20 protein-coding genes and 1 tRNA gene are annotated in these 21,445 nt (G+C 40.1%); 9 read left to right on the top strand and 12 right to left on the bottom strand.

What is annotated here, in order from left to right; translation table 11 throughout:
- Position 1 precedes the first annotated feature (1 nt).
- Positions 2-1,021, top strand: a complete 1,020-nt coding sequence (locus RHO15_05780; GenBank protein WVD62991.1) for a phage late control D family protein — start codon at positions 2-4, stop codon at positions 1,019-1,021.
- A gap of 467 nt (positions 1,022-1,488) precedes the next feature.
- Here RHO15_05780 and RHO15_05775 read toward each other — a convergent pair.
- Positions 1,489-1,564 (bottom strand) — tRNA-Lys (locus RHO15_05775).
- A 253-nt stretch (positions 1,565-1,817) separates the two neighbouring features.
- Between RHO15_05775 and RHO15_05770 the strand changes: the two genes are divergently transcribed.
- Positions 1,818-4,199, top strand: coding sequence for a membrane-bound PQQ-dependent dehydrogenase, glucose/quinate/shikimate family (locus RHO15_05770; protein WVD62990.1), 2,382 nt, complete (start codon positions 1,818-1,820; stop codon positions 4,197-4,199).
- A gap of 141 nt (positions 4,200-4,340) precedes the next feature.
- On the opposite strand, the gene glpG is transcribed toward RHO15_05770, so the two are convergent.
- Complete coding sequence (gene glpG, locus RHO15_05765) at positions 4,341-5,156, bottom strand: rhomboid family intramembrane serine protease GlpG (protein ID WVD62989.1); 816 nt, start codon at positions 5,154-5,156, stop codon at positions 4,341-4,343.
- 268 nt (positions 5,157-5,424) lie between these two features.
- Positions 5,425-8,292 carry a valine--tRNA ligase gene (locus RHO15_05760; protein WVD62988.1) on the bottom strand — a complete coding sequence of 956 codons (2,868 nt, stop codon included), beginning with the start codon at positions 8,290-8,292 and terminating at the stop codon, positions 5,425-5,427.
- Between the two features lie 588 nt (positions 8,293-8,880).
- Between RHO15_05760 and RHO15_05755 the strand changes: the two genes are divergently transcribed.
- The 5 genes from RHO15_05755 to RHO15_05735 are packed head-to-tail and all read left to right on the top strand — an operon-like array spanning position 8,881 to position 10,827.
- On the top strand, positions 8,881-9,339 hold the full coding sequence (locus RHO15_05755) for a hypothetical protein (protein ID WVD62987.1): 459 nt from the start codon (positions 8,881-8,883) through the stop codon (positions 9,337-9,339).
- Positions 9,336-9,740 carry an SIS domain-containing protein gene (locus tag RHO15_05750; protein WVD62986.1) on the top strand — a complete coding sequence of 135 codons (405 nt, stop codon included), beginning with the start codon at positions 9,336-9,338 and terminating at the stop codon, positions 9,738-9,740. The genes RHO15_05755 and RHO15_05750 overlap by 4 nt, the downstream gene beginning before the upstream one ends.
- 46 nt (positions 9,741-9,786) lie before the next feature.
- The gene (locus RHO15_05745) at positions 9,787-10,032 is read left to right on the top strand and encodes a hypothetical protein (protein WVD62985.1); all 246 of its coding nucleotides are present in this window, start codon (positions 9,787-9,789) and stop codon (positions 10,030-10,032) included.
- Positions 10,033-10,049: 17 nt separating this feature from the next.
- Complete coding sequence (locus RHO15_05740) at positions 10,050-10,562, top strand: hypothetical protein (protein WVD62984.1); 513 nt, start codon at positions 10,050-10,052, stop codon at positions 10,560-10,562.
- A 34-nt stretch (positions 10,563-10,596) separates the two neighbouring features.
- A complete protein-coding gene (locus RHO15_05735) occupies positions 10,597-10,827 on the top strand; it encodes a hypothetical protein (protein ID WVD62983.1) in 231 nt (76 codons plus the stop codon).
- Positions 10,828-11,005: 178 nt separating this feature from the next.
- Here the strand turns inward: RHO15_05735 and RHO15_05730 are convergent, their stop codons facing one another.
- Both RHO15_05730 and RHO15_05725 read right to left on the bottom strand, forming a co-directional pair.
- A complete protein-coding gene (locus tag RHO15_05730) occupies positions 11,006-11,476 on the bottom strand; it encodes a DNA polymerase III subunit chi (GenBank protein ID WVD62982.1) in 471 nt (156 codons plus the stop codon).
- 1 nt (position 11,477) lies between these two features.
- Positions 11,478-12,980, bottom strand: coding sequence for a leucyl aminopeptidase (locus RHO15_05725; GenBank protein ID WVD62981.1), 1,503 nt, complete (start codon positions 12,978-12,980; stop codon positions 11,478-11,480).
- A gap of 132 nt (positions 12,981-13,112) precedes the next feature.
- Here RHO15_05725 and lptF point away from each other — a divergent pair, with 132 nt between their 5' ends.
- Positions 13,113-14,219, top strand: a complete 1,107-nt coding sequence (lptF, locus tag RHO15_05720; GenBank protein WVD62980.1) for an LPS export ABC transporter permease LptF — start codon at positions 13,113-13,115, stop codon at positions 14,217-14,219.
- Complete coding sequence (gene lptG / locus RHO15_05715) at positions 14,220-15,284, top strand: LPS export ABC transporter permease LptG (protein WVD62979.1); 1,065 nt, start codon at positions 14,220-14,222, stop codon at positions 15,282-15,284.
- 63 nt (positions 15,285-15,347) lie between these two features.
- On the opposite strand, the gene ruvB is transcribed toward lptG, so the two are convergent.
- The 7 genes from ruvB to aspS all read right to left on the bottom strand — a co-directional run bounded on the left by ruvB (position 15,348) and on the right by aspS (position 21,369).
- Entirely contained in the window at positions 15,348-16,355 is a 1,008-nt protein-coding gene (gene ruvB / locus RHO15_05710) for a Holliday junction branch migration DNA helicase RuvB (protein ID WVD62978.1), read from the bottom strand.
- Positions 16,356-16,382: 27 nt separating this feature from the next.
- Positions 16,383-16,997: a Holliday junction branch migration protein RuvA gene (gene ruvA, locus RHO15_05705; GenBank protein ID WVD62977.1), complete on the bottom strand. Its 615-nt coding sequence runs from the start codon at positions 16,995-16,997 to the stop codon at positions 16,383-16,385.
- 122 nt (positions 16,998-17,119) lie between these two features.
- The gene (locus RHO15_05700; protein ID WVD62976.1) at positions 17,120-17,530 is read right to left on the bottom strand and encodes a hypothetical protein; all 411 of its coding nucleotides are present in this window, start codon (positions 17,528-17,530) and stop codon (positions 17,120-17,122) included.
- Between the two features lie 53 nt (positions 17,531-17,583).
- Entirely contained in the window at positions 17,584-18,096 is a 513-nt protein-coding gene (gene ruvC / locus RHO15_05695; protein WVD62975.1) for a crossover junction endodeoxyribonuclease RuvC, read from the bottom strand.
- A 3-nt stretch (positions 18,097-18,099) separates the two neighbouring features.
- Positions 18,100-18,843: a YebC/PmpR family DNA-binding transcriptional regulator gene (locus tag RHO15_05690; protein ID WVD62974.1), complete on the bottom strand. Its 744-nt coding sequence runs from the start codon at positions 18,841-18,843 to the stop codon at positions 18,100-18,102.
- A 129-nt stretch (positions 18,844-18,972) separates the two neighbouring features.
- Positions 18,973-19,410: a dihydroneopterin triphosphate diphosphatase gene (gene nudB / locus RHO15_05685; protein WVD62973.1), complete on the bottom strand. Its 438-nt coding sequence runs from the start codon at positions 19,408-19,410 to the stop codon at positions 18,973-18,975.
- A gap of 195 nt (positions 19,411-19,605) precedes the next feature.
- Positions 19,606-21,369, bottom strand: coding sequence for an aspartate--tRNA ligase (gene aspS / locus RHO15_05680; GenBank protein WVD62972.1), 1,764 nt, complete (start codon positions 21,367-21,369; stop codon positions 19,606-19,608).
- Positions 21,370-21,445 lie beyond the last annotated feature (76 nt).

Below are 21,445 nucleotides of genomic sequence, written 5' to 3'. Positions count from 1 at the left end.
TATGAAGAAAGCTATTTTTAAAATTCTGTATAACGATAAAGACATTACAAGCCACTTTGATGACCGGCTTATTTCGCTAGAAATAACGGATAATAGTGGCTTTGAAGCTGATACGATCTCATTAGAATTATCGGATACTGATGGTAAATTAGCGCTGCCAAAACGCGGTATTGAGCTTAACGTTTCATTTGGTTGGAATGATAACCAAGGTTTAATTTTTAAAAACCGATTTGTCGTAGATGAATGTGAACACACGGGCCCACCCGATCGATTAACGATCCGAGGTAAAAGTGCTAATTTTCGTGAGTCACTTAATGTGAAGCGATCACAAAGCTACCATGATATTACTATTGGTGAGATTGTTACTCAAATTGCTAAACGTCATAACCTTGATTATAAGATTACTGATAAATTAACTAACCAGAAAATTGAACATTCAGACCAAACACAGGAGTCTGACGCCTCATTTTTAACTCGAGTACTTAGTGATTATGATGCGATTGCAACAGTAAAAAATGGCATGTTGATCGTATTCTTGTCTGGTGCATCCAAAACTGTTAGCGGTGAACCGTTACCCAGTGTGGTTATTACGCGATCCTCTGGCGACACGCATACGTTTTCAATTGCTGATAGAGAAGCTTATACAGGCGTAAAAGCTTATTGGCTAGATTATAAGAAAGCATCAATCAGTTCCTCAGCGAGTGGTAGTCCTAATTCAGATGATAAAAGCATATTAGTTGGAGCTGAGGGAAATGTAAAAGTATTACGCCATACCTATGCAAGTAAACAGAATGCGCATCGTGCAGCCACCAACCAATGGAAAAAACTTCAACGGGGTGCATGCCAATTTAGTATGACTTTGTCAGAGGGACGCCCTGATTTATGTCCAGAGATGCCAGTTAAAGTTCAGGGTTTTAAGAAGGAGATTGATTCATCAGAGTGGATAATCACCCGTTGCACACATTCAATAACAGCAACCGGGGGATATATCACATCAATAGAGTTGGAAATAAAGTTATAAAATATTAGTTTTATTAACTTTTAGTTGACAAAAAATAACTTTAAGTTAAATTAAATTACACTTAAACATAATAGGATTATCGTTAATGAAATGTCCACATTGCAAATTTAAATCATCTATTCGTTCAAGTGAAGAACTATCAAGCCTAACCAGAAAACAATATTATCAATGTTCAAATATTTATTGCGGCCACACATTTACGGCTATGCAATCAGTGAGCGAAACTATCGTGCCGAGTTCCTGCCCAGATCCTAAAGTTAATATCCCGCTATCAACCAGCCATAATGCAAGACGAAATGCTATAAAAGCATAATCATATCTAATAAGCCTAGTTCGAAATCTCATTAACTTGAGATTTTTTATTATCAAGCTAAAAATCAACCGCCATTTTATCGCCACTTGACTAAAATTAAATCTTTTATGACTTTGCAATTCATTATTAACTATTTGATTTTACAGTTAATTAATGGTGGGCTGTGGGGGGATCGAACCCACGACCAATTGATTAAGAGTCAACTGCTCTACCGACTGAGCTAACAGCCCACACCCAATAGGGGCATTTATTATTTTATAATGTTTTTTTGATGGCTGTAAAGTAAATTTATTTTACCAGCAATAAATATGTTTAATTAAAAATCAATAAGTTAGTGTTATTTAATCAAGTACCTCAAAAAATAGTATTGATTTACATTAAATCAATACTATAAACTGATAAACTCTCTATCTACCAATCTAATTTACCAAAAATAAAAATCTAATTTTAAGTTGCAGTGTTACATTCAATGGAGTTAAAGGAATGATTAATCATCGTGGAATCAGTTTTATCTCTAAAAACTTAATCTGGCTACTAAGTCTTATCTTTATTATTGCCGGATTGTTTTTAGCTATACAAGGAACTCGCTTAGTTATGCTTGGCGGTAGCTGGTATTTTGTCTTAATGGGCATTGCTATGTTACTTTCAGGTATTTTACTATTTAGGCTTCGTCCTGTTGGTGCATGGATTTATGCCATAGCTTATGTACTAACGATTATATGGTCACTGTGGGAGGTTGGCTTCGATTACTGGCAACTGCTTTCTCGTCTCGCTTTTCTCGGCGGTTTTGCAATGTTGGTGGCTTTTGCCTACCCTTCTTTACTTAAAGCATCCTCAACAAAACGCTCCAACACGGGCTATAAATTGGGTGGAGTTATCGCGATTCTTTTAGTTATTTCAATCGGTTTAGGCTTTGTTAAGCATAATACGATTGAAAGTAATCAATTGCCACAATTAAATACTGTGAGCCAAGATGATTTACCTACTGACTGGAAAAACTATGCTAATACCACTAAAGGAACACGTTTTTCTGGTGCCGATCAAATCACCAAAGATAATATTAATCAATTAGAAGTTGCCTGGACGTATCATACGGGTGATATTCCACCATTTAGTGGTGCTGGCGGTGAAGATCAAGATACACCACTGCAAATCAACGACTCTTTATACATTTGTACGCCAAATAATATTGTCATTTCACTTAATGCTGATACAGGTAAAGAGCAGTGGAAATTTGATCCTAAGTCAAGTGTACCAAACTGGCAGCGTTGTCGCGGTGTTGGTTACTATGAAGATAGTGCCAGCAACAATACAACAGATAATCAATCAGCCAATAGTGACTTAGTTTGCCATAGTCGTATTTTGATGAATACCAGTGACGGCAGACTGATGGCAATTGATGCCCAAACAGGCCAATTATGTGAAGATTTTGGTGATAAAGGGGTTGTCAATCTTAAAAAGAATATGGGTGAGATTAAACCCGGTTTCTATCAACCAACCGCAGCACCATTAGTTGCTGATGATGTCGTGGTTGTGGGTGGTCGAGTCGCTGATAACTACTCAACGGGTGAACCTGGTGGGGTTATTCGTGCCTATGACGTTCATACTGGACAGTTAGTTTGGGCATGGGATCCAGGCAATATGAGTACTAAAACTGTACCGGCTGATGGTGGTATTTATACCCGTGGTACGGTAAATGTTTGGGCGACGATGGCTTATGATCCGGCTCTCGATACGATTTATGCATCTACTGGTAATGCAACACCGGACTTTTTCGGTGCAGAAAGAACTGATTTAGATAATAAATATAACTCTTCAGTGGTGGCTTTAGATCGTAAAACTGGAGATATCAAATGGACCTATCAAACCGTCCACCACGATTTATGGGATTATGATCTACCTTCACAACCGCTACTTTATGATATTCCAGACGGTAATGGTGGTAGCATTCCTGCTTTAGTACAGACCACAAAATCAGGTGAAATCTTTCTATTAAATCGTAAAACTGGTGAATCAATCACTGAAGTGAAAGAACTTCCAGTACCTCAAGGTAACGTACCTGGTGAAGTTTATTCTAAAACACAACCATTCTCTGTCGGTATGCCTTCCATCGGTAATGAAACATTAAAAGAATCTGATATGTGGGGCGCGACTCCCTTTGATCAGTTGATGTGTCGTATTGATTTTATGGGATCAGAATATGATGGTCTTTTCACGCCACCAGGCATGGGTAAAACGTTACAATACCCTGGCTCATTGGGTGGTATGAACTGGGGCAGTGTTTCGGTTGATCCAACGACCAGTTATATGTTCGTCAATGATATGCGTATTGGTCTAACCAACTGGATGATTCCACGTGCTCAAGTTCCAACCGATAGTAGCGGTATTGAGATGGGTGTCGTCCCGCAAGATGGTACACCATATGGAGCTATGCGTATACGCTTCATGTCACCACTCGGCATACCGTGTCAAAAACCACCTTATGGCACGATGACCGCTATCGATTTAAAAACGAAAAAAATCGTCTGGCAGGTACCTGTTGGTACTGTAATGGATACGGGTATCTTCGGTATTCCAATGAAAACAGCGATGCCAGTTGGTATGCCTACTTTAGGTGGTTCTATGGCCACTAAATCCGGCTTACTATTCTTTGCTGGTACACAAGATTTTTATCTACGAGCCTTTGATAGTGCGACAGGTAAAGAAATTTGGAAATCACGTCTACCGGTAGGTAGTCAGGGTACGCCAATTACTTATGTCTCTCCAACAACAGGTAAACAGTATATTGTCATTAATGCAGGTGGTGCTCGTCAGTCACCCGTGCGCGGTGATTATATTATTGGTTATAAGTTAGCGGATAAATAGCATGATTAAGACAACCGCTACGGCGGTTGTCTCTTCTCTTTTTTGAATTATCAATCGAAAATAAAACTTAACACCACGCCGTTAATCGTAAAAATCCGATTATCTCATGTGAGCAGTATCTTATTTCTTCAGATTCCATAACTATTTTAATTTGAACATGATATCTTTAGCTGCTATCAATAGACCGACAATCAGACCAGATAGATGCGCGATATTAGCTATCGGGCCTAAATAGCCAGAAAATCCGGCAATCAACCAGATAATCGCAATCAATAACAGCCCTCTTTCCAGGTAGATGCCTGATTGACTCTTAAACTCACCCATCAGCCATGCATACCCCATTAACGCATAAATTACACCAGATAATCCACCAAAAGCAGAACCAACCAAGATTGCCTCACTATAGTTGGAAATAAGACCTGCCAGCAACGTAATTTCTAGTAATGTTACTTTACCAAGTCGCTGCTCAACCATGCCGCCTAAATACCACCACCAACAAAGATTAAATAGAATATGCAGTAATGAAAAATGAAGAAAAATGGGCGTTAACCATCGCCATAATTGACCTGACATGTTCCCGCCAACCGGAAAACCAAAATAAGCCAGAACAGCCTGAGGGCCAGCTACACGCTCAATCAAAAACAAAATAATACAAAGTACAGCAACGGATGTTGTTATAATGCCAGTATGACGAATATTCAATAACGAAGTCGATGTTAAGTTATGCTGTTGTAGCTTGCCTATTTGCCAACTTACTTCGCGATAGCGCGGATCATCCGGATTTTCAATAAATGACTTTAATGCTTGCTGAACAAATGCTAACTGCGTTTCATCATCCAAATAGAGATCTACTTGTTGATTATCTTTGCTTTCAAGGCGAATAGTAATAGCTTGAGCCGCCATATAATCAACAAATAAATAAGCCACAGTAATATCTGAAATAGAAATAAGATACATATAAATTCACTCAATAGGTTAATAACACAGCGCATCTAAAGTACATACGCCAACAGTGTTCGAGTCAAGTATACTAACTATTACGCTAAAAAACCTGTCTCTGTTTACTACTCACCAACATTGGTGATACTCATTTATCCTATTCATATTGACATTTCATACTAACAATAAAACATCGAAATGCCCTCATCAACCAGATTTCATTTCGCCTCACCTAAAAACAAAAAACCTGCCTATGGCAGGTTTTTAAGTATCAATCATGATAATTTTATAAGTTTTCAATAATACGATATTGCTCTTCTAATTTCAGTCGATCATCTTGATAAGATTTTAATTTCTCTTTCTCTTTGGCAACCACGGTTTCAGGTGCTTTATCCACAAAACTGGCGTTGGAGAGTTTGCTATCGAGGCGATTGATCTCATCATCAAGCTTAGCCATCTCTTTATTTAGGCGTCCGAGCTCAGTCTGCTTATCAATTAAACCCGCCATTGGAATGAGTAATTCAGCACCATCAACCAGTTTAGTGACTGATACTGGCCCTTTTTCTGCACCTTCTAAAATCACAATGTGTGAGAGTTTCGCTAAAGATTCAATAAAGCGGACATTATCACTCACGCGGCGATGTGTTGCCGCCGAAGCGTCACGAATAAGCAGTTCGAGTGGCTTACTTGGCGCAATATTCATTTCAGCACGAATATTTCTGACCGCAATGACCACTTGTTTAATCCAGTTGAGATCACCTACCGCCTGTTCATCGAGCATACGAGCATCAAATTCAGGCATTGGCTGTAACATAATCGTATCAGCGGCAATATTCATTAATCCTTTAATATTTTGCCAGATAGCTTCGGTAATAAACGGAATAATTGGATGGGCCAATCTTAATAGCGCTTCCAGTACGCTAATCAGGGTATGTCTGGCGGCACGTTGCTGCGCTGCACTACCGGAAGTTAGTACCGATTTGGTGAGTTCTAAATACCAATCACAGAACTGATTCCAGGTAAACTCATATAAAATGTTCGCAGCAATATCAAAACGGTACGTATCTAGTGCTTCACGATAAGCTTTAATCGTTTGATTAAATTCAGCCAACACCCATTTATCGGCTAATGAGAGTGCCATTTCACCCCCAGAGAAGCCACAGTCATGACCTTCGGTATTCATCAACACATAACGGCTGGCATTCCAAAGTTTATTACAGAAGTTGCGATATCCCTCTAAGCGCTTCATATCCCAGTTGATATCTCGGCCAGTTGTGGCTAATGCCGCTAAGGTAAAACGTAGTGCATCAGTACCATGTGCTTCAATGCCATTTGGGAACTGTTTTTCCGTCCGTTTGCAGATCTTTTCTGCCAATTGCGGCTGCATCATATTGCCGGTACGTTTCTCAACGAGTTCAGGCAGTGAAATACCATCAATCATATCTAAAGGATCGATAACATTACCTTTCGATTTAGACATCTTCTGGCCTTCATCATCACGGATAAGACCCGTGACATAGACGGTTTTAAATGGCACTTGCGGCTTACCATTTTCATCTTTGAGAAAATGCATCGTCAGCATGATCATTCTGGCAACCCAAAAGAAAATAATATCAAAACCGGTGACCAGCACATTGGTTGGATGGAACGTTGCTAAATCATCAGTATTTTCTGGCCAGCCTAAAGTTGAGAAAGTCCATAAACCAGAAGAGAACCAGGTATCCAGTACATCTTCATCTTGTTTTAAAACAACATGTGAATCTAAATGATGTTCTTTTCTGACTTCGTCCTCAGTACGTCCAACATAGATATTACCTTGTTCATCATACCAGGCTGGAATACGATGTCCCCACCAAAGTTGACGAGAAATACACCAGTCCTGAATATCATTCATCCAAGAAAAATACATATTTTCATACTGTTTTGGGACAAACTGAATTTCGCCTGATTTAACCGCATCAATGGCGACTTCAGCCAGTGGTTTAGTTTTTACATACCATTGATCGGTCAGCATCGGCTCAATAACCACTCCACCACGATCACCGTAAGGAATGGTTAAATTATGCGGCTCAATTTTCTCTAATACACCCGATGCTTCAAACGTGGCGATAATGGCTTTACGTGCGGCAAATCTTTCTAGATTTTGAAATGCTACCGGTATCGCTTTATCGTAAACATCGCTTATATGACCATGCGTGTCATACACTTCAGCCTGTGCCAGAATATCACCATCAAAAGAGAAAATATTGATCATCGGTAACTGATGACGACGGCCGACTTCATAGTCATTAAAATCGTGTGCAGGGGTAATTTTAACGCAGCCAGTGCCTTTTTCCATATCAGCATGCTCATCACCGACAATCGGAATCATGCGCTCAACCAGTGGCAAAATCACATGCTGGCCAATCAAGTCTTTATAGCGTGGATCTTTCGGATTGACTGCAACGCCAGTATCACCAAAGACCGTTTCTGGGCGCGTTGTCGCCACCACTAAGTAATCTTTACCTTCCGCTGTTTTTGCACCATTGGCTAACGGATAACGTAAATACCACATTGATCCTTTAACGTCTCGATTCTCAACTTCTAAATCCGAAATCGCCGTACGTAACTTAGGATCCCAGTTAACTAAACGTTTACCTCGATAAATTAAGCCCTCTTTATATAAGCGCACAAAGACTTCTTTTACTGCATTAGATAGCCCTTCGTCCATGGTAAAGCGTTCACGTTGCCAGTCGACAGAATCACCTAGACGTCGCATCTGACGAGTAATTGAACCTCCTGACTCCGCTTTCCACTGCCAAATTTTGTCGATGAAAGTCTCTCGTCCATAATCATGACGGGTTTTATTCTCTTCCGCCGCAACTTTGCGTTCCACGACCATCTGTGTTGCAATACCTGCATGGTCAGTCCCGGATTGCCATAAGGTATTGTCCCCCTGCATACGGTGATAACGAATCAACGCATCCATAATGGTTTGCTGGAAAGCATGACCCATATGTAGACTCCCCGTCACATTCGGCGGTGGAATCGCAATACAGTAACTCGGGGCTGATTTATCACCATTAGGCTTAAAATATCCTTCAGATTCCCAATGCTGGTAGATAGGCTGCTCAATGTCTAGCGGATTATAGGTTTTATCTAGTGTATTCTTCATGTTTATGTCTAATCGATTAGTGAATAATTAAGGCAAACAACAAACGTCATATGATGATTGACATGATGCGAACAAGACCTGACCACTGAGTTCTCAATCAATCTCATCATATCAATAAAATAGCCCAAGTAACGCGGCTCTCTCCGCCACTAAAATAGATCTCTCAGAGAAGCATGTTTTATTGGCTATTGTTCAGTTTGAACGAATAAAATTTTTCCTATTCTACTATAAAGTAAAAAGATTCAAAGTGATTATTACGAAAAACCTTAGCTGATCTTAAGACTTTCAATCATAGCAAAAAAGGCTGCCACTGCTCAAATCAAGTTTCAATCTAATCTGATGCCCTATCCCACAAGACAAGATCACATTAAATCGCCCTCATTATCAAGCAATAACTTGTAACAACTAATTTTTTAAAAAATAAAAATCACCTAAATCGATACGTAATAGTGACAAATTATTCCATATAATCAACTTGTAGCCAATATAAACACAAACATGTCAAAAACGTAAAAAAAATTATCAAGCAATCTTTTTAGTGCTATCCTGATAAAGTTTTTAAAAATTAACCATATAACTAATTTTATTATGCAGCCAGACAGTAATTTGATTGAACGTATCAAAAAATCACAACCCGAATTGTCTAAAGCTTACCAGCATGATGCACACATCATTATCAATAATACCTTTTTAGCCTCATCGATGACAATTGACGAACTGGTAAAAGAATCGGATGTGTCGGTTGCAACGGTGAATCGTTTTGTTCATCACTGTGGTTATTCTGGTTATCCTTATTTTCGTTTAGCCATGAGAGAACTATTTAATAAATTATTTGAGCCAGCTGAAAAGTTGAGCCGAGTGTCACATCATCTTGATACTTCAATGCAAACTATTTCAGATAGCCTGGATAACTCCATCGCTCAATTAATCAAAACCAAAGCACAGTTGTCTGAAAAGTATTTGGAACAAGCGATTAATCCGACAATATCTGTGTTGCAGGTATGTCTGTCAGCACTCTGTATGCTTCTTTTTTGGTCAGCAGCATGAAACCTTTTATTTTCAATAAAATTAAAGATATTACCGGCATCTGCGGGATAGCGAGAGCTTTTCTCCGTGTCAGTATGTTAGGTGAAAACGACCTGATCATTGCTATCTGTTTACCCGGTTGCTCAAAAGGGATTATCGAGTTATTAATACAAGCTAAAGAAAAGAATATCAAAATACTGGCTATCACTGACTGTTTATCATTACCGATGGTGGCATTTGCCGATGTGACGTTACTCGCCATTGCTCAGTATAATATTCTTTATACGATTAATATGGCGATGTTTGCCCTAATTGAAAGTTTAACGACCGCATTAGCGATAAAAATAAAAAAATCCGCTGACTATTTAACTAAACAAACCGATTATTTATTGCCCTACTTTTATTTTAATACTGAAGAGTAAGTTGACTCAAATTGATCTATTTGCTTGAAGAAATCTGGAGACTGACGTGAAAAAAATTAAAGATAATTTTGAAAGAAATTGGCTTTTTTTATTTTTATTACTTTATATGTTAATTATGGTACCGCTCCCTTGGTATTACAATATACAGTACAATGACGATTTTTTTGGGGTACCCCTATTTCTATTTGGCTGGTTGCTGCATGGTTTTGTTATTTTAGTCTTAACGATTATTTATGCTTGTTTGTGTATGAAAAGACCTGAGTACAAAAATTTTGAAGAAGAAGAAAGCTAATCACGAGCTGGCTTTTAATGAGAAATATTGATCAGCTGGTTTATCCCACCGCCATTGCTTTTATTATTGTTATCAGAACCTATTTTGTGATCATCGCGTGTATTGGCTATATCGCTGCCCGCCAGACAAATAATATGAAAGATTTTTTAGCCATGGGGGAGAAGGCTGGCGCCATCGTATCAGGCATCGCCTATTTTGCCACACAGTACCACATGAGCACGTTCATGGGAGTACCGGGCATTGCTTACCTCAATGGCTTTGCTGGTATGAGTATTACGCTGCCAAATGTTGCGTTCTCGATGCTTATTCCCGTGCTATTGGTGGGAAAGAAATTAATGCAACTGATAAAACATAAGAACTTTCTCTCGATGGCTGATTATCTGGCCGATCGCTATCAATCCTCTGCCATCCGTTCGATCCATACTATTTTGATGGTCATTTTCCTGATTGCAATGGCTGGTGACACATATCGATGCTCGGATAAAGTAACCTCACTGGTGGTCGGCCCCTTTAACCATGCGAAAAATTAAAGCTATTGATAAGACCGCCTCACATGCCTCCTAGATGGAGAATTTCCCCTGGACACGTTTACAAGATGTCATTATGCCAAAATCGGCTAAAGCGCAGATAGATCTTGAGTTATTGCACCAATTACCGCCACAAAAAGTAAAAGAATATATTGGTGATGGTAACTATGGTGGCTTTTATGAACAGCCAGACAGCCTCATGCTAGTTATATGGCAAACCGGCGTAAAAGAGACGCAAACACAGATTTTGACCGGCTGGGCAACATAATATAGCTATAAAATAAGCGATTTAGTACTATTACGTGAACACTAAGCATGAGCTCAAACAGACCACTTGTTCGATATGATCTTATTTATGCTAAGTGATAATTTTTTAGATAAATTAGCGAGTCAGAGCGTGACTCACTCATCAGATGATATCGCCGCGGTTTGCGAAAGGTGAAACCTTAATCTAATGAGTCAATATTAATAGTTTTTAAATTAAAGCCCATATTTTTATAGGCTTTATAACGCTCTCTGGCTAATATCTTGCGCGCCTCATCATAAGGGACAAAATCAATAATATCCTGAAACATCAGGGCAAAATCAGCAAAGCTATCTTGTAAATTAATGAGTAGCTGCCTTGCCCCACTACCGCGTCTTTCCGGCCAACAAATTTCAACTGCCGTACCACCTTTGAGACCTTCGCCAGCTAAATTATGTGGCACAAAGTGTGCCGTATCTAGCTGCCATAAAAACTCATCGATTTTTTCAGCCTGTGCCTGAGTTTGACAAGCCACTAAAACCCGTTTTTTCTGTTGCCATGATGCGATGACCTTCTGACAAGCTAAATATTCATGTGGCAATATCTCTTCTTCTAAGCCGAAAGTCAGCCTATCAATCGGCTGGGAAAAAAGATAAAACAGAACCTTTTTCATTCTATGATAATGTCTCTTTGGTTTGAGCTAATAAAAACTGTAATAACATCGCAACAGGTCGACCTGTTGCGCCTTTTTTCGCGCCCGATGTCCAGGCTGTACCAGCAATATCTAAATGCGCCCACTGATAATCTTGGGTAAAACGAGACAAGAAACAGCCAGCCGTTATAGTGCCGCCATCCCGGCCACCGGCATTGACAATATCGGCAATACTAGAATCAATCTGTTTTTGGAAATCCTCATCTAACGGCAACTGCCAGGCTTTATCACCAGATACTTCAGCGGCATTAAGCAAGCGTTTAGCTAGTTGATTATCATTAGCCATCACCCCAGTATAGTGATGTCCCAAAGCAATAATACAAGCCCCGGTTAAGGTGGCAATATCAATTACATACTGTGGATTAAAACGGGCCGCGTAGGTCAAGGTATCACATAACACCAAGCGCCCCTCCGCGTCAGTATTAATGACCTCCACAGTCAGTCCTGACATAGTGGTAAGAATATCACCCGGTCGATAGGCACCTGATGAGGGCATATTCTCACAGCCCGCCATTAAGCCGACAACATTAAGCGGTAAATTAAGTGAGGCTACCGCTTGCATCACTCCATATACGGTTGCTGCGCCACACATATCATATTTCATCTCATCCATACCTGCTGCAGGCTTAATCGAAATCCCCCCTGAGTCAAAGGTTAAACCTTTACCCACAAGTACGATGGGTTTAGCCTTTTTATCTTTTGCGCCATAATACTCCATAACGGTTAATTTAGATTCATTATCAGAGCCTTGGCCCACCGCTAAATAAGCGTTCATACCCAGTTTACTGAGCTGTTTTTCATCTAATACCGTTGTGTTAATTGAAGCAAAATCTTTGGCTAAAGCAAGACCTTGTTTGGCTAAATAGTCTGGATTACAGATATTGGGTGGTAAATTAGCTAAATCCTTCGCGGCGCGGATACCTTGTGCAATAGCATTTCCTTCAGTAATCGCTTGTTTTAAGGTTTGCTGTAGGGTTTTATTGGCCGTTATCAAGGTTAATTTTTTGATGACATTATCTAATTTGCTCGGCTTTGATTTAAATTGTTCGAAACGATAATTGGTTGCAACAACGATTTCCGCAAAAGCACGACCAAATAAATAGCCATCAAGTTCATCATTAAATGAATAAATCACCATCGCTTCAGTAAGCGATTTGGCTTTAAGTGTTTCTGCAACCGCTTGAATCCATCGTTTAGCACCTTTCTGATCAAATGATTTTTCATCTCCTGCGCCAACAATCAATACTTTTTCCGCTTTGAGTTGTGGAATTTGATATAGCAGTGTCGTTTCGCCTAATGCTGTATTCAGCTCACCTTGCTTGATTAAACGAGTCAATAACCCATCCGCTAACTGATCTATCTGCTGCGCTACGCCCGTTAAAGTTTGATTAGCGAACACACTGAGAATAATACACTGACTACGTTGTTTGGTGACATCAACACTTTTGACTAAAAAATCCATCATAAACTCCTTTATCGTTTTCATCTTATTCTATCGACTGGTAAAATGTTAGCAACTAAAAATTTCAATAACGTTAACGATGATTTCGAGCTATAATAAACGAGTGTCGTTATTTTATATTTTGCAGGATTTGCAGTGATTATCACCAGATATGTCATCAAAGAAACATTAAAAACGCAAGCAGCTATTTTATTTATATTATTGCTGATCTTTTTTTCACAAAAATTAGTGCGTATCTTAGCCGATGCAGTAAGCGGATCAATTCCCAGCGACCTGATTCTGCCTATTTTAATGTTAGGCATCTCTGAAATGGCTCAACTTATTCTGCCATTAAGTCTGTTTTTAGCCATTTTAATCACCTTGGGTCGGCTTTATCTCGAAAGCGAGATGACCGCCATGTTTGCCTGTGGCGTGAAAAAACTTTTTCTCTATAAAGTTGTGCTGTTCTTATCAATTATAACCTGCTTATTAACAATTACCAACGCAGTCTGGCTCGGACCTTGGTCAAGCAAACAAAAAGCCTATTTAATTGAAAATGTGAAATTAAATCCAAGTTTAGCTGGCCTTTTAGAAGGTCAATTTCAAACTTCCTCGCAAAATGATTCTGTTTTATATATTGGCCATGTCAATAAAAATAATATCAACAATGTCTTCATTGCACAGCTTAACCCAAAAACAGGTCAAAGACCGTCTATTGTTATAGCCAATCAAGGTAAAATGATAGAGGATCATGATGGTAATCAAATCATTTCATTAGATAATGCGACGCGTTATGAGGGCTCAGCACAACTACGTGACTTCCGTATTAGTGATTTTAAAGATTATCAAGCGATAGTAAAACCGAAAGCGGTAACTTTTGACGATCAAAAAATGCAGGATAATGTTGAACTGCTTAGCTATAGTCAGTTACGTAAACTCCACACCCCTAAAGCCAAAGCTGAATATAACTGGCGCTTGACGTTAATATTCTCAGTACCTTTAATGGCCTTTTTGGTGATTCCGCTTTCAGAGCTTAATCCACGTCAGGGCAAATTAGCCAATTTTTTACCCGCTTTACTGCTCTATCTGGTGTACTTTTTGCTGCAAAGTTCGATCAAAGCTAATGGCGCAAAAGGACGTTTAGATCCCGGTGTTTGGATGTGGGTGGTCAATGGTAGCTATCTCTTACTCGCTATTTTATGCAATATTTGGCATAGTTTATTTATGCGAAAGCTACGCTTTAAGTTAAAAGGAATAGCCTAAATGTTTGGTATATTAGATCGTTATATCGGCAAAACTATCCTTAAAACGATTGGTTTAACCCTGTTTATGCTCGTTGGTTTGTCCGGTATTATTCGGTTTATCGATCAGCTGCGTAAAGTCAGTGAAGACTATGATGCCTTATCTGCCGCTTATTATTGTCTGTTAACTGTGCCAAAAGATCTTGAAGTCTTCTTTCCGATTGCCGCTTTACTCGGTGCATTAATCGGTCTGGGTACTTTAGCCGCCAAGAGTGAACTGGTTGTGATGGAAACGGCCGGTTTTAGCCGAATCAGCATCGCTAAAGCTGTGATGAAAACGGCGATTCCGCTGGTTTTGCTTACGATGATCGTTGGCGAATGGGTCGCACCTGTCAGTGAACAAATCGCGACGAATATGCGGTCGGAAAAAATTTATGGTCGCTCACTCATCGCAACGCAAAACAGTATTTGGGCCAAAGATGGCGATGACTTTATTCATATCGGTCGAGTGAATAACGATGATACGATCAGTGACATCGATATTTATGCCCTCAATGATGGACGTTTAGTCCGACTGACCCACGCGGCTTATGGTAAATATCAGGATCATGAATGGCTTTTGACACAAGTGGATGAATCTGATTTATCCAATCCAGATAAAATATCAGGTACCAGTCTGTTGACGATGAACTGGAAAACCAATATTACCCCGGATAAATTAGGTATTGTTGCCTTAGATCCTGGTTCACTATCGGCATCGGGTCTGTATAAATACATTAATTACTTAAAGACTAGTGGTCGAGACTCAGCTAACTATCAACTGATTTTTTGGAAGAAAATCTTTAAGCCATTTTCAGTTGCCGTGATGATGTTAATGGCGCTCTCTTTCATTTTTGGACCGCTGCGATCTGTGCCTATGGGAATCAGAGTATTAACGGGGATTACCTTTGGTTTCTTGTTTTATATTTCTGACATGCTATTTTCACAGATCAGCATTGTCGCCGGCTTCAAACCATTTATTGGTGCACTATTAACCAGTGTGTTATTTCTGTTAATCAGTTTATATCTACTAAATAAGAAGCGCTAATGGTCGTTTCGTTCTATATCCTATAAAAATAGGTGCTTTTGCACCTATTTTTTCATATTCCAGCTACGCTTCGTTTGGGATAATACCAAAGTGTCGATAAGCATGCGGCGTTGCAATGCGTCCTCTCGGCGTTCGTTGAATAAAACCTTGCTGAATGAGATAAGGTTCAAGGACATCTTCAATCGTATCTTTCTCTTCACCGATCGCAGCAGCCAGATTATCGAGTCCAACCGGCCCCCCCATAAATTTCTCAATCACGGTCAGCAGTAATTTACGATCCATAAAATCAAAACCTTCGATATCAACATCAAGCATATCAAGGGCTTTACTGGCAACGATAGCATCTACCTGGCCATCAGAACAAACCTGAGCAAAATCGCGCACTCGTCTCAATAAACGATTAGCAATACGCGGCGTACCCCGAGAACGTTTAGCGATTTGATGTGAGCCATCATCAGATAAGCTCAATCCTAAATATTTAGCGCTACGACTGACAATATATTCGAGATCGTCGACTTTATAAAATTCAAGACGCTGCACAATACCAAAACGATCACGCAGTGGCGAAGTTAACGAACCGGCTCGTGTTGTCGCCCCGATCAGCGTAAAAGGCGGTAGATCAATCTTAATTGAACGCGCTGCTGGTCCTTCACCAATCATAATATCGAGCTGATAATCCTCCATCGCCGGATACAAAATCTCTTCAACAACGGGAGAAAGACGATGAATCTCATCAATAAATAGCACATCATGTGGTTCAAGATTGGTAAGCATGGCCGCTAAATCACCCGCTTTTTCCAGTACTGGACCCGAAGTTGTACGAACATTAACCCCCATTTCATTGGCGACAATATTCGCTAAGGTTGTTTTACCTAAACCTGGCGGGCCAAAAATGAGTAAATGATCTAAAGCATCGCCACGCTGTTTGGCCGCTTGAATAAAAATTTTCATCTGCTCTTTAACGTGAGGCTGGCCAATATATTCATCCAACAGTTTAGGCCGAATCGCGCGATCAATGGTCTCATCTTCTCTTAAAGAGACGGGTGAGATAAGGCGATCTGCTTCAATCATAAAAAACCTCTGTTTTTCTTATCTATTTTATAAAGCTGCTTTTAAGGCTTCTTTAATGAGTGTTTCACTATCAACATCAGGACGAATGAGTTTACTGATCATTTTACTCGCTTCCTGTGGTTTATAACCTAACGCAATTAAGGCTGAAATCGCCTCTGACTCAATCGCATTAGTATCACCATAAAGTGGCATCATAGGCGTGTTCGGATGCTGATTGAGACTCAGAATATCACCGCCTAAGCGTTTAAGGCGATCTTTCATTTCAACAATTAAACGCTCTGCGGTTTTATTGCCAACACCCGGTAGTTTCACTAAGGTTTTTATCTCGCCTTGTTCAACAGCCTGAACAAACTCAATCGCCGACATGCCAGATAAGATAGCCAGCGCGAGTTTAGGACCAACACCATTGACTTTGATTAATTCACGGAATAGTGCTCTTTCCTGCTTATGATTAAATCCGTAAAGTAACTGCGCATCTTCACGCACTACAAAATGGGTGAAAATAATCGTTTCTTGACCATTATCAGGTAACTCATAAAAACAGGTCATCGGCATCGCCACTTCGTAACCCATGCCATTAACTTCGATGAGTACTTCAGGCGGCTGCTTTTCTAAAATAATACCCCGTAATCGACCTATCACACCACTATCCTTTTATCGCATATTTTGGGATAGTTTACCTGATGAGACTCAAAGAATAAAGAAAAACTGTATAAATAAACAGCCTAAAAAATTGGTCACCTCAGGTAGCCAATCAATTCCTATCACATCAAGGCGATATTGACCAAGTAAAGCAGCAGCATAAAAATGATACCTACCACAAACGTGATAAGCAGACCGCGCAGGAAAGAGATTTTAAAAAAGAGCGCATAAAGATAGCTCAGCAGCGCATAACCAATAACAAAGTTAATCAGTTCACTGGCATAATTGAGGTTAATGATCAAGGATCTGAATAAAAAACCGCTCAAAATCGAGATAGCAAAATAGATAACCGACACCAACAATGCTGAGCGAAATCGCACAGACTGAATCCGACACATTTTTGCCGCAATCAACGAGACAACAGCAAACACCAAGACAAAGAGTATGCCCACAATCGCTATACTGGTCATAAATTGTCCCATAGAAAGAGAATATTGCGCTAAAAAATCATTCAGATTGAATGTTGACTGCATGGAATGCTCCCTTTTTTAAGTGATCAATATCAGCGTAGACGCTGATATCTCTGTCAACGAGATGACAAAACCAGTTTATTACTGCTCACTTTAATCAACTGTTGACTCATATGAATATGGGTAATAGCAATCGCTAAGGCATCAGCCGCATCGGCTTGTGGACACGCTGGCAATTTAAGTAATGTTTTTACCATATGCTGGACCTGTGATTTATCCGCTGCGCCTGTGCCAACCACACTCTGTTTTACCTGCCTGGCGGCATATTCAAAAACCGGTAAATCATGATTGACCGCCGCCACAATCGCCGCGCCACGAGCCTGACCTAATTTCAATGCGGAATCAGCATTACGTGACATAAAAACTTGTTCAATGGCAAAAAATTGGGGTTGAAATTGCTGAATAATTTCGTTTACACCAGCGTAGATACGCTTTAATCGGGTGGGTATATCAGGGGCAGCAGTTCGAATACAACCACTGCCAAGATATTCTAATTGACGTCCTGATTGACGAATGACACCATATCCAGTTAAACGTGAACCAGGGTCAATACCTAAAATAATGGCCATTAATTATAACGTAGCTGCAACTTCATCAGAAACTTCGCCATTATGGTAAACTTCCTGTACATCATCACAATCTTCTAACATATCGATTAAGCGTAATAATTTAGGTGCTGATTCAATATCTAAATCAACTTTGGTCGCTGGAATCAGTGACACTTCTGCAGATTCAGCCACCAGTCCGGCAGCATCAAGTGCATCTTTAACCTCACCAAAGCTCTCTGGTGTAGTGAAAACATCAATGGCACCATCGTCATAATTAACCACATCGTCAGCGCCTGCTTCTAATGCCGCTTCCATCACTTTATCTTCATCAACACCGGGCGCATAAGAAATGACCCCTTTTTTAGAGAAAAGATAAGCAACCGAACCATCGGTACCTAAATTGCCACCCGTTTTGGTAAATGCATGACGAACATCAGAAACGGTACGATTACGATTATCACTCAAGCATTCAACCATAACCGCAGTACCTGCCGGGCCATAGCCTTCATAAATAATCGTTTCCATGTTACTGTCATCTTCACCACCCACGCCGCGAGCAATCGCACGGTTCATGGTATCGCGCGTCATATTATTTGAAAGCGCTTTATCCATTGCAGCACGTAAACGCGGATTAGAGGCCGCATCACCACCGCCTAACTTTGCAGCAGTGACTAGTTCACGAATGATTTTAGTAAAGATCTTACCGCGTTTTGCATCTTGAGCAGCTTTGCGGTGTTTTGTGTTAGCCCATTTACTATGACCGGCCATAATAATCTCCAATAATCTGTCTAATTTTTTATAAAAAACGTGGCATTTTAGCAGATCCGAGGGACGATTTCATCAGTTTACTGCGATTTGCACAATAAAATAGAACGAAGATGATAAATCATCCAAACATTATTCGGCTAACTTCAGAATCGCCTGACCGTTATTCGCCGATTTAGTCAGTGCTGCGGCTTGCTGATAGGGTAACCATTGATAACTATCGTGCTCAGTCATCAAAATAGGATACTCATGAGGTAGCGCCAGATAGAACCAGTGCTCTTTATTCTGCGTTACCCCTGGCTGGTAGCGATGTAAAAATTGCGGAAAAATATCAAAGATTAATGAGTAGTGGGCATCAACCAGGGTTAAATGATCGGCGATAATATCGATACCGGTCTCTTCTTTAACTTCTCGTATCGCCGTCATATAGGGTGTTTCATTCTCTTCAAGGCTACCTGTGACCGATTGCCAAAATAGCGGATCATCTTGTCTCTGTAGCATCAATACTTGTTTAGTCAATGCAACATAAATCACAACTAATACAGATTCTGGTTTTTTATATATTTTCATGATGAATCCAATCTTGAGAAAACGATCGTCAATGAATTAAACGGTCTATGCTCTAATAACTTTCATTCAAAAGCAGCGACTTATTATACCGCCGTACTGAATATTCATGCTTTAATCGATCATAGCGTATAAGGTTGAACATAAAAAAAGGGAATAGCGAACCATTCCCCTTCTTGAGCAATCATTAAAAGCCTTTTACGCTTTTTTAATCACTTCGATAGCCAACTCCTGTAATGAGGCAGGATTAGCCGGACTTGGTGCATCAGTCAATAAACAAGCCGCTGCTGTTGTTTTTGGAAAAGCGATCACGTCACGAATGTTATCTGTGCCAGTTAAAAGCATCGTTAATCGATCCAATCCAAAAGCTAATCCAGCATGCGGTGGCGTACCATATTTTAACGCATCAAGTAAGAAGCCAAATTTTTCTTGCTGCTCTTGTTCGCTGATGCCTAAAATGGAAAACACAGCTTGCTGCATCTCACTACGGTGAATTCGGACTGAGCCGCCGCCTACTTCATAGCCATTAATGACCATATCATAGGCATTAGCGACAGCGCCCACAGGACTTTGTTTCAGCTGTGCTGGTGAGTAATCTTTTGGCGACGTAAATGGATGATGCATCGCACTTAATCCCCCCTCATCGTTCTCTTCGAACATAGGGAAGTCAACCACCCACAGTGGTGACCAGCGTTTTTCATCGGTTAAACCGAAATCCTTGGCCACTTTAAGGCGTAATGCACCGAGCGCATCACTCACGACTTTATAACTATCCGCACCGAACAGCAGAATATCATTGTTCTTCGCATTAGCGCGCGCTAATAACAGCTGCATTTGCTCGGCATTAAAGAATTTCGCAATCGGGCTTTGTACCCCTTCAAGACCGGCCTCAACGTTATTGACTTTTATCCAGGCCATACCTTTGGCACCATAAATCTGAATAAATTTAGTATAGTCATCTAACTGTTTACGGCTCAGTTCAGCACCACCAGGTACACATAATAGTGCAACACGCCCGGTTGGATTTGCGGCAGGTTCAGAGAATACTTTAAAATCAATCTCTTTAACCAGATCAGCCACATCAATAATTTCTAAATCATTACGTAAATCCGGTTTATCTGAGCCGTAGCGGCGCATTGCTTCAGCATATGTCATCACAGGAAAATCACCTAAATCAACCTGTTTCACATGTAGCCATAACTGACGAATCAATGTTTCCATTATGTCACGTACTTGTGCGGCATTCATAAACGACGTTTCAACATCGATCTGGGTAAATTCAGGCTGACGATCAGCACGGAGATCTTCATCACGGAAACATTTAACAATTTGATAATAACGATCAAAACCAGACATCATTAAGAGTTGTTTAAAAAGTTGTGGGGACTGGGGCAACGCATAAAACTCACCTTTATGCACTCGACTTGGCACTAAATAATCTCGAGCACCTTCTGGCGTGGCTTTAGTGAGCATCGGTGTCTCAATATCGAGAAAACCATGTTCATCCATAAAGCGGCGCACAAAAGCGGTAATTTTGGCGCGGGTTTTAAAGATTTGCGCCATTTCTGGGCGACGTAAATCAATATAACGATATTTTAATCGCTGCTCTTCGGTATTGTTCTGATTAAAGTCTAAAGGCAGTACTTCTGAACGATTAATGATCACTAATTCGGTCGCAAGCACTTCGATCTCACCTGTCGACATGTCCTTGTTTTTTTGACCTTCCGGACGCGCTCTGACCTTACCTTTAATTTGAATACAAAATTCATTACGTAATTCAGCCGCTAGTATAAATGCCTCTTTATAAGCTGGGTCAAAAAAGACTTGTACAATGCCTTCACGATCTCGCATGTCAATAAAAATCATACCACCTAAGTCACGGCGTTTATTCACCCAACCACATAACGTCACCTCTTCATCAATAAAAGAAGCATTTAACTGACCACAATAAATCGAACGCATACAAGATATCCTTTAACTCTGACGCAAAATTGTAATTATTATAAAACAAATTCAGTTGCAATAAACATAATTCCTG

This window comes from Orbaceae bacterium lpD01, from assembly GCA_036251705.1.
Taxonomy (GTDB): Bacteria; Pseudomonadota; Gammaproteobacteria; order Enterobacterales; family Orbaceae; genus Utexia; species Utexia brackfieldae.
The sequence above is the reverse complement of the archived record's forward strand: the minus strand, read 5'-3'. Positions and strand labels throughout refer to the sequence as shown.